The 12,499-nt window shown below is 69.3% G+C and carries 9 protein-coding genes; 7 read left to right on the top strand and 2 right to left on the bottom strand.

Features of this window, described 5'->3' with window-relative positions:
• Positions 1-12: 12 nt before the first annotated feature.
• From VNG13_11290 to VNG13_11315, 6 genes are all read left to right on the top strand, one after another.
• Entirely contained in the window at positions 13-1,131 is a 1,119-nt protein-coding gene (locus VNG13_11290) for an acyl-CoA dehydrogenase family protein (protein ID HVA61102.1), read from the top strand.
• A 334-nt stretch (positions 1,132-1,465) separates the two neighbouring features.
• Positions 1,466-1,762 (top strand): WXG100 family type VII secretion target, encoded by a 297-nt coding sequence (locus tag VNG13_11295; GenBank protein ID HVA61103.1) that lies wholly within the window; start codon positions 1,466-1,468, stop codon positions 1,760-1,762.
• A gap of 28 nt (positions 1,763-1,790) precedes the next feature.
• Positions 1,791-2,084 (top strand): hypothetical protein, encoded by a 294-nt coding sequence (locus VNG13_11300; GenBank protein HVA61104.1) that lies wholly within the window; start codon positions 1,791-1,793, stop codon positions 2,082-2,084.
• A gap of 4 nt (positions 2,085-2,088) precedes the next feature.
• Positions 2,089-3,540, top strand: coding sequence for a hypothetical protein (locus VNG13_11305; protein HVA61105.1), 1,452 nt, complete (start codon positions 2,089-2,091; stop codon positions 3,538-3,540).
• Positions 3,537-4,181, top strand: a complete 645-nt coding sequence (locus VNG13_11310; GenBank protein HVA61106.1) for a hypothetical protein — start codon at positions 3,537-3,539, stop codon at positions 4,179-4,181. The genes VNG13_11305 and VNG13_11310 overlap by 4 nt, the downstream gene beginning before the upstream one ends.
• A complete protein-coding gene (locus VNG13_11315) occupies positions 4,181-8,503 on the top strand; it encodes an FtsK/SpoIIIE domain-containing protein (GenBank protein HVA61107.1) in 4,323 nt (1,440 codons plus the stop codon). The genes VNG13_11310 and VNG13_11315 overlap by 1 nt, the downstream gene beginning before the upstream one ends.
• Here VNG13_11315 and VNG13_11320 read toward each other — a convergent pair whose 3' ends face one another.
• Complete coding sequence (locus tag VNG13_11320; protein ID HVA61108.1) at positions 8,504-8,983, bottom strand: FHA domain-containing protein; 480 nt, start codon at positions 8,981-8,983, stop codon at positions 8,504-8,506.
• Positions 8,984-9,348: 365 nt separating this feature from the next.
• Between VNG13_11320 and VNG13_11325 the strand changes: the two genes are divergently transcribed.
• Complete coding sequence (locus VNG13_11325) at positions 9,349-9,831, top strand: hypothetical protein (GenBank protein ID HVA61109.1); 483 nt, start codon at positions 9,349-9,351, stop codon at positions 9,829-9,831.
• Positions 9,832-9,843: 12 nt separating this feature from the next.
• Here VNG13_11325 and VNG13_11330 read toward each other — a convergent pair whose 3' ends face one another.
• Positions 9,844-12,456, bottom strand: a complete 2,613-nt coding sequence (locus VNG13_11330; protein HVA61110.1) for a serine/threonine-protein kinase — start codon at positions 12,454-12,456, stop codon at positions 9,844-9,846.
• Positions 12,457-12,499 lie beyond the last annotated feature (43 nt).

Raw genomic sequence — 12,499 nt, forward strand, 5'->3', positions numbered from 1 at the left:
TGAGGAGCTGGCATGGACCTGGATCTCACCTCCGAGCAGGAGCTGCTGCGAGAATCAGTGCGGCGAATCTGCGCCCGGCACGCCGGACTCGACGTGGTTCGCAAGATGGAGAACGACCCGATCGGGTACCCGCCACAGCTGTGGGCGCAGCTCGCCGACTCCGGGCTGATCGGTCTCACTCTCCCCGATCGCTGGGGCGGCTCCGCCATGACCCTGCTCGAGGCAGCTCTGGTCTACGGGGAGTTCGGCCGATCTCTGGCCCCGTCGCCGCACTTCGTGAGCTCCGTGCTGTGCGGAGGTGTGCTCGCGCGCGGCGGGACGGATGAGCAACGCGAGCGTTTCCTGCCCGGGATCGCTGACGGTTCGGCCGTCTGGTCCGTCGCCTGGCTCGAGCCCGCGGGTGGGTTCGGCCCGCGCGGGATCGGCCTCCGCGCCGAAGCCGAGGGGGACGGATGGCGACTGGATGGCGTCAAGCGGCACGTTGCCTACGCGACGGCAGCCGACCGGCTGCTCGTCCTCGCCGAAACCGCAGATGGGATCACCCTGTTCGTCGTCGACCCGAGCTCCCCCGGGGTCAGCCTCACTCAACAGCTGTCGGTGGCGTCGGACACCCAGTACCGGGTGGAGTTCGCCGCAGCCACCGTCCCCGCCGACGCCGTCGTCGGGGCACCGGGCGCCGGCTGGGCGATCTGGGAAGAGGTCGCACCCGCGGCGATGATCCTGTTGGCGGCGCAAGCCGTCGGCGGAGCCCGCCGCTCCCTCGAGCTCGCGGTCGACTACGCCGCGACCCGACGCCAGTTCGACAAGCCGCTCGGCGCCTTCCAGGCGATCGCGCACTACCTCGCGGACGCAACCACCGCGGTCGACGGCGCCGAGACGCTGGTCTGGGAGGCGGCCTGGGCTGCTTCAGCCGGGCGTTCGACGGCCCGGCTGGCGCCGATGGCGAAGTTGTTCGCCTGTCAGACATTCCGCGACGTCACCGCCATGGCGCAGCAGATCTTCGGCGGCGTCGGCTTCGCCCTCGAATTCGACGTCCAGCTGTTCTTTCGCCGCGCCAAGGCTCTCCAGGTCGCCTGGTGGGACGGCCGCTACCTCGAGGAGCTCATCGCTGCCGAGGTGCTCGACGCGTAGCGCCAGCGCCCCCAGCAAGATCAAACTGCTCGAGTGTGCAATTTCCGACAGCGCCCATGCGGGGATCTGTCGAAAGACCGTCGGAAATTGCACACTCGTGCAGGCAATCCGGCCGGCGGAGGGACCGAGGCGGCGTCCCGGCCGAGCTGTTGGTCCGATTCGTCCGGCGGGCGCCCGGGCGGCGCATCCGAACGACGGGCCAGCGGGCACATGAGTCTCGGCGAACCGCTTTCCGGGCGGCGGGGCCTGGTCTAGTCTGCGATCGAGGCGCCCGATCGGCGGGCGCTCCGAGCGCCCGCCGGAGCTTGCCCGGTCGGGAGTTGAGGGGACCGCGATGGCCATGATCAAAGTCACGTCCGAGGATCTGCAGAGCGCATCCGGCACGCTGATGCAGGGCTCGAACGAGATCAGCGACCGCCTGACGAGCATGAAGAACCTCGTGACGAATCTCGTCGGCGGCGACTGGCAGGGCGCCGCGTCGGGCAAGTTCAACGAACTGTTCGACCAGTGGAACGTCTCGGCGGCCGACCTGCAGCGGGCCCTAAGCGGGATCTCCCAACTGCTGGGCAACGCGGCCAGCGCCTACGCCGAGACGGAGAGCCAAATCGCGCAGTCGATGAACCAGGGCTGAGCCGGGCACCAGAGGCAAGGGAGACCAGGTGCGCTTCACCGTCGACCCGGAAGGGCTCGCCGCCTTGCACGACCAGCTGGTGGGCATCCAGGCCGACATGCAGAACATCGGCTCGTTCACCGGGAACCACGATCCGCTGGACCTCGGCACGAATGATGACGTGTTCAACAGCCTGCAGAACTTCTACAACCAGTGGTCCAACGGGCTGTCCATCGTCACCGACGACATGACGGCGATCGTGGAGTCCCTCGCGACCGCGGCCGAGGGCTACGCGAAGACTGAGAACTCGATCGTGACAGCGGAAACCCCGAAGGGTTCATAGTTCGATGCCCCGATGGCTGACCATTCTCGGTCAGAATTTCTCGCTGCCCGATCCCGACGTCGTCGAGGAGATCTCGCGCCAGTTCCGGCAGATCTCCGATAACCTGGAGCAGTCCGGCACGCGCCTCACCAAGCTCGGACCCACCCACGACTGGGGTCATTGGTCCGGCTCCGCCGCGGACGCGTTCGAGCAGAAGCTCGGGCCGCTGCCTGGTGACCTGAATCAGGCATCCGGCTCCTTCGGCAAGGTCGCTTGGGCGCTGTGGGAGTACGGCAACACGCTGCGCGACGTCATCACCTCCATCCAGACGCTCGCCGGGCATGTCGACGATGCCCAGTCCGAGCTCTCGTCCATCCAGGCCGCGGCCGCCGCTAATACCGACCCCACCCAGCAACGCGCCTGGCAGGACAAGATCACCCAGGCACAGCAGGCAGTTGCCTCGCACGCGACGCGGCTCCAGCAGTTGCGGGACGACCTGGATTCGGCAGCGCACCTCGTCGAGGGTCGGATCCAGGACGCCATCAACATCGGCATCACCGGCTTCAGCTCGTTCGGCCGGCACTGGATCGGTCGAACTCAGAACGCGGTTGGTGAGGTTGCTGGCTTCGTCGTGCATCCGATCGAGGATCTACCCGGGGCCATCGCCGCCGAGTGGAATCACCCGTCATGGCAGAACCTGGCTCGGGTGGTGGGTGACGTCGCGGGCATCGTTGGACTAGTCGCTCTGGTCATTCCCGGGCTGGGCGAGGCGCTCATGGTTGTGTCGATGGGCCTCGATGCCGGCAAGCTCGCCCTGGACACGGGGGCGGTTGTCAGCGGGGAAACACACAGCTGGGGCAACGTCGCCCTCGACGGAATCTCGTTGGCCCTCGATGGCACGGCACTGCACGCGAGCGGGGCGGCCGAAGGTGAGACTGTGGCCAACGATGCGCTCGGCGCCGGCCAGTCGGATCTGAACCAGGCCGTCCGGGCCAACGTGAAGGCACAGAGCAGCCTGTCTCGGGCGATCGCGAGCGGACGTTCCGACGGACTGATCGCATCTCTGCGCGACGGCGCCGACGGGTCACTGGTGCATCTCGAGTCGATGCGCAACAAGGTGTCGATGCTCGACGACGCCCGGACGGCGGCACAGACGGGTGCCGGCGCCTGGCGGACCGGGTTCCGCAGCTCGCTGAAATTCGACTTCGGCGGGGTCGGCGAAACGTATCAGGCGTGGCGGCACCTCCAGTGGAACACGCTCGCCCGCAGGTATCTCGGTGAATTCACCGGCGTGGACCTCTCCGGGGCTGTGCACAGCGCAGGTGTCGTTCGGATCGAAAACCTGAACTTCGCCGTGCATCAGCTCCGAGCTGCGAGCGGCGGCATGGTCGGGGGCGACGATAACTTCTCTGCTGTCCTTGGAGATCCGCTCGCGGGCCTCCGCGCTCTCGGAGTCAAGGTGGGGGCCGCATCATGACCGCAACGACGCACATCGCACCGAGCGGGATCCGGCTGGCGACACCCGGGGACTGGTTCGAGGTGCCGACCTCCGAAGACCCCTCCGAGATCGCACGTCAGGTAGACGCACTGGTCGTCTCCCGGCCCGGGCTTGAAGGGCAGCGCGAGGTGCTCACCGGGCTGCTCGGCGTCCTCGGGGCCACGGCCGCAGCGAGCCGTGCCCTATGCGTGCGGGCAGTGCTCGTCGACGCTCCCGGTGGCCAGCTGCCGGCCTTTCTCATGGCCTCTATCGGGGAGGCGCCCGCGGGCGGTGTGGCGGCTATCCCCGGGGAAGACGCTTCTTGGCTGAGCCGGACCTTCGATTTGCCGATGGGCCCGACGGTCCGTCTCGAGGGGGTCGGCGAAACCCCCCGTGGTGCCGACGGCGGCGCAGTGGCCGTTTCACTCGTGCAGTACCACGCTGCCGTTCCGAGCACCGACCGGCTGCTCAGCCTGGTGTTTTTCACACCCGCGCTAGGGCTGATGGACACCGTGCTACGGGAGATCTTCCACGGCATCGCCTGCAGCGTCGAGTTCGAGGCCGACAACCCGGACCCCGAAGGTACGGCCGCGATGGCGCCGACCCATGGGCGTTCCGCCCCGGACGGCCTGACCTCCTGATGCGGCTCACGATCACCCTGCGCTCCGCGGAGGCATCTCGTCATCTGGCAGTAGACACCCAGCCCGGAACCACCCTCGCCGACTTGCTCGAGGCCGCCGGTGCCAGCGGCGCTGTTGCGGTGAACGGCAGGGCGGCGCAGCCCAAGACCTTGCTTAGCCATATTCCGGTTCGTGACGGAACTGTGCTCGATGTTGGTCGCCGGCGCCCTGCCACCCGCCGTGCGGACCCGGGCGCCCTGGCCCTACTCGTAGCAGGGGGGCCGGCGGCCGGGCACAGCCTGCCACTGGCCGAAGGAACGCATCCTCTCGGACGCACCGAACCCCTGCCGCTGGACGATCCGGACGTGTCCCGTCGCCATGCCCAGCTGGTGGTCACCCCCGACCATTCCCTCGCCTTGACCGACCTCGGCTCGCTGAATGGCACCCGCGTGCAGGAGCAACCGGTGGCCGGCACGCACCTGCTACGCCCCGGCGACCTGATCCGGATGGGGCAGTCCGCGCTCATAGTGGCGATGGCACCGACGGCGGACGCGGCCATGACCGAAGGCGACGGGGGCCGGCTCCGGTACAGCCGTCCACCGAGGATCCGGGTGGGAGCGGCCGGGACCAAAGTGGACCTGCCGGCACCGCCCGGGGAAACCGACCGCGCGCCGATTCCGGTTCTGGCCATCCTGGCCCCAGTGGCTATCGGGGTGATGATGGCCCTGCTGCTGCACCAGATCACCTACCTAGCCTTCACCGCCCTGTCGCCGGTGATGGCCATCGGCAACGTGGTGTCCGATCGGCGCCGCGGCCGGGTCGGTCACCGCCAGAGAATGGTCGAGTTCGAGGCGCGTCGCTCCGCCGCCCTGGCTACCGCGCGCACCGCCCAGGAAACCGAGCTTGGTCGTTTGCGCTACGACCATCCCGATCCGGCCACCGCGCTGCTCATTGCGACCGGCCCGAGCAGCCGATTGTGGGAGCGGCAACGCCACGACGATGACTTCCTCACGCTGCGCATCGGCACCGCCGAGATCCCCGCGTCGGTGGAGGTCCGGCAAACGGCGCCGCCCACCGAAACGGTGTCCCGGGTCACCCGGTTGCCAGAAGCGCCCGTGGTCGTGCCGGTGACGAGTTGCGGCGCGGTGGGTCTGACCGGCCCTGCGACGCTGGTCCGGGCGCTCGCTCGGGCGATGCTGCTGACGGCCGCAGTCCTGCATAGCCCACGTGAACTCACCATCACCTTGTTGACCCTCGACGAGGCTCGTGCCGACTGGGAGTGGCTGCGCTGGCTCCCGCACACACGCTTCCCTGACTCCGCTGCCGCCGGTTCCCGAATCGGCAACGACGAGGTCACAGTGACAAACAGGGTTAGTGAACTGGCCGCACTGATCGATGCGCGCCGTGCGGCTGTCCCGCCTGGTCAGAAGCCGACGCTGCCGGCAACCGCCGATCTGGTGGTCGTAGACAACTCCTATCGGGTGCGACTCGAAACCGCGCTGGGCCCACTGCTGCACGCCGGGCCGGGTGTCGGTGTCTACTTCCTCTGCCTGGATGACACGGCCGCCCGGCTGCCCGAGGAATGCGCATCCGTCGTGGAGATCCGCGATGCGCCGGATGGTCCGCTGGCCCAACTCCGCCGGAGCGGGCACCAACCGGTAGAGCAAATCGTGCCGGACCGGGTTACTCCCGACGTGTGCGAGGAGCTGGCTCGTTCCATCGCCCCCGTGATCGATGCCGGTGGCGTCGAGACCCAGGCGGCGTTGCCCGGATCGGTGCGCTTCCTCGAGCTGGCCGGTCTCGAGCCGCCGACCTCGGAGGCGATCCTCGCGGGCTGGTCCGGCGGCGGTCGGACCACCCGAGCGCTGCTCGGCGTTGGCGCGGACGGTCCGGCAATTCTCGACCTGGCTCAGGGACCGCACGTCCTCATCGGCGGCACCACCGGGTCGGGCAAGAGCGAACTGTTGCAAACCCTGGTGGCCTCGCTCGCGGTCGCAAACCGCCCGGACGCGATGAACTTCGTGCTCGTCGACTACAAGGGGGGGGCGGCGTTCCGCGGATGCGCCCAGCTGCCGCACACCGTCGGCATGCTCACCGACCTCGACGCCTTCCTCGTCGAGCGGGCGCTCACCTCGCTGCGTGCCGAACTTCAGCGTCGCAAGGCCCTCCTCGACGCCGCAGACAAGACCAACGTCTCCCGATACTGGGAAGCCCTGCCTTCGATGCCCGGCGCAGACCCCATGCCACGGCTCGTCGTAGTTGTCGACGAGTTCGCGGTGATGGCCGAGCAGTTGCCGGAACTGCTCAAGTCCCTCGTCGAGATCGCCGCGCAGGGTCGCTCGCTCGGCGTGCATCTCGTGCTGGCCACGCAGCGCCCGGCGGGCGTGGTCAACGCCGAGATGCGAGCGAACATCAACTTGCGCATCGCGTTGCGGGTGGCGTCCATTGACGACAGCATGGACGTGATCGGCGGTCCGGAGGCGGCCCGGATCCCGGCCGAAGGCACCGCCGGACGTTGCCTCGTGCGGACCGGCACCAGCCGACCGGTCCCCCTGCAGGCCGCGCGAGTCGGGGGCCTGCGGCCCGGAGCCCACGCGGTTAGCGCCAGTGTCGGCGTCGTGCCTGTGGACTGGCTCGACGTCGGCCGGCCACCGGCCGGCGCGCCGCCCGACAGCTACGACCCGGCGGATCCCACTGATCTGTCCACCTTGGTGACCGCGGTCGCCGAAGCCGGGAGTCGGCTTGGCACAGCGCGGCCACGCTCACCCTGGCAGCCGCCGCTGCCGACCGCCCTCCCGCTGTCGTCGCTGGCGCCGTCCGACCAGGATCTCGCCATCGTCTACGGCCTTGAGGACCTGCCGTCCCGGCAACAGCAGCGTCCCGCCGTACACGACCTACGCCGTGCCGGGCACCTGCTGGTAGCTGGTGCCCCCAAATCCGGCAGATCGACCCTGCTGCGCACATTGGCCGGATCGATCGCCACAAGCGTCACCGCCGAAGTGGCCCAGCTCTATGTCGTGGACTGCGGCGGGGGGGGCCTGTCGTCGCTGGCGGCGTTGCCGCACTGCGGTGCCGTCGTCACGCCGGCCGAGCCTGAGCGGGTTGACCGGCTGCTTACCAGGCTCACAGCTGAGCTGTCGCGCCGGATGCAGCTGCTTGCCACTGCGGGCTGCAGCGATATCGGTGAGTACGTTGCCGGGGGTGGTGAGCCCCTTCCGTACCTCGCGGTGATCGTCGATCGTCACGACGCATTCAGCACCGCGCTCGAGCACATCGACGGTGGCCGCCTGGTTACCGAGCTCCAGCGACTGGTCCGGGACGGGCTGGCCGCGGGTGTCCGGGTCATCGTGACCGGTGACCGGAGCCTCCTGACGGGGAAGCTCGGTGGCCTCGTCGAGGACAAGCTGGTGCTTCGGCTCGCCGACCGGATGGACTACACCGTGGCTGGCCTATCGGCCAAGACATTGCCCGACATCGTTCCAACCGGACGCGCGTTCCGGCTGCCGGCCGGCGACCAGATTCAAATCGCCACCCTCTCCGCCGACCCGGAGGGTGCGGCGCAGAATCGCGCGATCCGGGACATCGCCGCGACTGCTGCGGCACCACGGCACCGACCGATCCGGGTCGATTCGCTGCCTCCGGCAATCAGCTATGCCGAGGCACGTGATCTGCCCGTCTCCGGCAGCGGCGCTCTTGTCGGCGTCGGCGGCGACGAGTTGGGACAGGTCCGCGCCGACGGCCCCGGGTTCCTCGTCCTCGGGACGTCAGGTAGCGGCCGCAGCAGCGCCCTGGCCGTTATCGCCCGTTCCGTCGTCGACGACGGTCGCCCGGTGGTTCTGGTCACCCCACGCCGGTCCCGATTGTCGGTACTGATCCCCGCCGGACCCGGCGTACTCGCAGTTCACGACGGTGGCGAGGAGGAACTTGCGGCCGCGGTAGCCACTTCAACCGACACGGTCCTCATCATCGACGACGTGGAAATGCTCACCGAGACCGCCCTTGGAGAACAGATCACCGCCATCCTCCGCCAGGCACGCGATACCCGGCACGTCGTGTACGCCGCCGCGTCGGGAGACGAGGCGGGAAACATCTACCGCGGCCCGCTCGCCGAACTGCGCAAGTGCAAGCAAGGGCTGGTACTTGCACCAACCAACCCCACCCAGGGGGATGTGATCGGCACCCGGCTGCCTCGGTCGGTGCTGTCCGCCGGCATCCCGCAACGAGGCGCCCTGGTGCTCAACGGGACGGTCACCGCGGTGCATGTACCAACCATCGAACCGCCGGCACCCGCGCGTGCTCCCGCCAAGCGCCGACGGGCGCCTGCCCGGACCGAGAGCGGTTGATCAGTGCCGCCGCAGAGCCCCCCGCAGGCGCCCCCATCGGCCATGCATTACCGGTTGGCCTGCTGGCGCTGCGCCAGCGGGCCGATCCGCCCGCATCCGGGTTCGCGTCGGATCCGCCACGGGTTCGGACTGCTGTATTTCCGGCCGGGCGGCTACGCTCGCCGGCCGGAAATGCACCCATACGTCGCCAAAGCGCAGCGAGCACGCGTCGATCAGGGCGGTTCCGTCCGGCCCAACGGCGGTCTCCCCCAGCCACGTGCCGTTCGCGGACCCGAGGTCACGCAACACGACAGCGGAAGCGGTCACTTCGAGTTCGGCGTGACGACGGGAGACGGACCGGTCTGGGTCCAGCTCGGTGAGATCGACATCCGGTGGCACCGGCATCCGCTCGTCGTAGCGTCCGACAACTGTCATCCCGGGCGGCAGGAACCATACCGATGGTCCGGCCGCGAGGGACGATTCGGTCGCCCGTTGGGTCACGGCAGCGAGCATACGGTGATCGAACCTCAGGGGGCGCAATCGTGAGCGACGACCCGACCGCAACCCGCGGCCGGTCCAAGCCACCTGCATCAGAGCCGCCGGCGGAAGGGCAGCCCAGCAACGACCCGACCGCAACCCGCGGCCGGTCCAAGCCGGCGCCGGCACCGCCTGTATCCGAGCCGCCGGCGGAGCGGCAGGCCGCCGCAGATCCGACCGCAACCCGCGGTCGGCTCGCTCCACAGTCCTCGCCGCCACCCGACGGCGCGCCCCAGCCTGACCCGCAAGGGACCGTGCTCCGGCGTCGCGCGCCGGGGTCCTTCCCGGCCGCGGAAGTCAAGGTCGCTCCAGCACTGGCCTCCGCCCCGATGGCACCGGTCGTACTGCCCGATCGTCGGATCGAGCCACCCGTCTACCGGCCTCCCGGCAGCCGGCGCAGGCTGGTCGCTGCCGTCGGTGGTTTGCTTCTCGCGGGCGCCGGAGTGGCCCTCGGATACGCATTGCATCCGCAGCCAACGCCCCCGGCCCGGGCCACGGTCGCACCGCCGACCCTGTCGGGGGTGGTCGCTTCCGGTCCGGCCGGAGCTCTGCACTGCCCATCAGCGCTCCTGCACGTGGTCGGAACTATCACGGTCACCGCCGCGACCACGGTTCGCTACCAGTGGCGCCTTCCGGATGGCACCTTCACGGCCGTGCAAACCCTCACCGCGGCAGGCCCCGGACCGGTCACCGCCACACTGAGCTACACCCTGTCCGGTCACGGACAGCAAACCGGCGTGGCCACTCTGCACGTGCTGACACCCGCGGACGTTTACTCCAACCCAGTGGCCGTCGCCTACCGGTGCCCATGAAGCCAGTTGCCGCTAGGAACCTGTGAAATGGAAGGTGACCGGCATGTAGTTCGCCGCGTGAGCGTTAGCGTTTGGACTGCTCTGGCATGACGCCTCGATGGTGAGGTCACCGGCGGGTATCGAGGGCGTTGGTTGTCCCTGCTGGGATTGGAATGAGCCGACCTGCGCCGTGCCCTGCCAGGAACCGTCCGGCTGTAGCCGGATCGGCCCACCCTGCCTGAGGTCCGCTTGGGGGACGAGGGTTGCGATGTCGTAAATGACGATTTGGCTTCCTGCTGGGCAGGCTGTTTGGGAGGTCATGGTGATGACCGTTTTGGCCCCACCACTGCTCGGCGAAATGGTGAACGTCATCGCCGGGCCGCCGTAGCAGAGCCACGACACCGCGTCGTTGGGATCGTTGAGCCTGGCCGTCACGTTCGAGTGGTAGTAGAACTGCCACTGACAGGCAGCGTTCATGTCGACCGGCTGGGTGCCTTTGGCTCCTGTACAGGTCCAGTTCCCGGTCCCGTCGCCCGGACCGAGCAGAGGCTTCGTCGGGGCGGCCATGCTGAATCCGAGCGACGCGCAGTAGGAGTCGAGTTGCGCGCCGCCGAGCAAGCCGGCCTGCGACGGCACGATAGACGCGGGCGGCAACTCGGCGCCGGCCGGCAGCCTGCGGAGGTTTTGCGTGCTGGTCAGGACGTGCCCGTGGTAGGTGAACGAATCGAATATGGTCAACCGCGTTGCCGTGCACGTTACCTGAGTCGGGACGATACCCGTCTGCAGCGGCACGCCCTGCGACAGTGTGTGATCGTACCCGGCGTAGAGCAGGCTCACCGAGTGGCTGTAGTCAGCGTTGATCGTCAGCAGGGTGTGCTCACCACGGGTCGCCCAGCGCCAGGTCGACGTCCCATATCCGGTGTCGATGAAGGGGGCGCCGTTGAGAACCCCCGTGGCCGGCGGTCCGCCGGGCGGGGACACCCCGATCGCCGTGCCGTCGGCGTTGTAACGCGTGTCCCCGTCGAGCGGACTGGGCGGCAGGTTTACCAGGACGGGCTGCTGGCTCCAGACGTCGTCGTACGGACCGCCCAGCACCGCCCAGGTGCCGACTATGCATGACGCCAGCGGTGGGGGGCTGGGTGAGGCTGCAGCGGCGCCGACGAGAGTGACGGCCGTCAGTACCGCAACCACTCCAGCGACGACCGGCGGCCGGCTGGCGATGCGCACCGGTATCGCGCTCACAACGACACTAACCAGAGCGGATGTGCGCCGCGGTGGCGCCGCCCGGCCCGGTTCCGCGGGAGCTTTCGGGCCGTCCGCCGCGTGACTCGGGGGCTCGCTCCTCGGGGCGCTCGGTCCGGGGGGAGCCGCCGGGGAAGTGCCGCCCGCCACGGTGCCGCCCGCCACGGTGCCGCTCGCCACGGTGGCCCCCACCGTGCTGGAACCGGCGACCGGAGCGAGCGCAGCCCCCGCTGCCGAGACGGTCCCGGCGCCGACAATCGCGGCCGTTGCGCCGCCGGCGGCCAGAGCGGCGACAGCGCCAACCATCGCGGCCGGCTGCCAATTCGGCCCGTAGGCCTGACGAGCTGCCGCGGTGAGGTTCTCCCGGAACTGCGCGGCCGAACCGGGCCGGGCGGCAGGATCTTTGGCCAGGGCGGACATCGTGAGCAGCGCCAAGGCCTCGGGGATCTGTGGCCGCACCGACCGGGGGTCCGGCACCGGATCTCCGAGGTGGGCGTCCATCACGGCGGCTGGGGTCGCGCCCACGTACGGGCGCTGCCCGGTCAGCACCTCGAAGAGCACCGCCCCGCAGGAGTAGATATCCGTTCTGGCGTCCAGGGGTTCGCCGCGCACCTGTTCCGGACTCATGTAGGCGGGCGAGCCCACCGATGCCTCGCTGCCCTGGGCGAAGGCTCCGACGTCGCGGGCGAGGCCGAAGTCGACGAGCCGGGACACCCCGGCGCGATCCACGAGGATGTTGTCGGGCTTGATGTCGCGGTGCACCATCCCCCGGGCATGCACGTGCTCGAGGCCGGCGAGCGCCCCGTCGAAGACTGCGGCCGCCTGTTCGCCACCAAGTGGGCCAGAACGGCGAAGCATCGCGCGCAGGCTGGCCCCGTCCACGTAGTCGACCACGATCGCCGCGATCACGTCGTCGTCGAGGATTTCGCGCACCCGGACGCAGTTCGGATGATCGAGGGCACGCATCAGCGTGGCCTCGTCGCGGAAGCGGGCGCGAAATTCCTCGTCGTCCATCCACTCGGGCGCGAGCACTTTGATCGCAACCGCATGGCCGTCGTCGTCATGCGCCCGATACACGGTGCCGGACGCGCCGGACCCCACGATTCCGTCAACCGAGTAGGTGCCGATCCGCACCCGGGCTGGCGAGCCCAGCCACCTGGCCACGAGCAGTGGCGCCGCCCCGAGTAGGGCACCGGCGACGGCTGCGACGATCCACCACACCGGGTTCATCGAACCGACCCGCGACCCCCACCACGCAGCGTCCCCAGCGCCAGCAGCGAGGCCCAGCCCCGCTAACCGTGCCAGGCTCGAGGAACGGTGGCGGAAAGCCAGCATCAAGGAGATGCCGGTGGCGGCGACGGTGACGGCCAGACCGAAGTAACCGGCCCAGGTGGGAACATGCATGACGGCCTCCTCGCGAACACCCAAGCATCTCCGCGCACCGATC

Source organism: Mycobacteriales bacterium, from assembly GCA_035533475.1.
Lineage (GTDB): Bacteria > Actinomycetota > Actinomycetes > DATLTS01 > DATLTS01 > DATLTS01.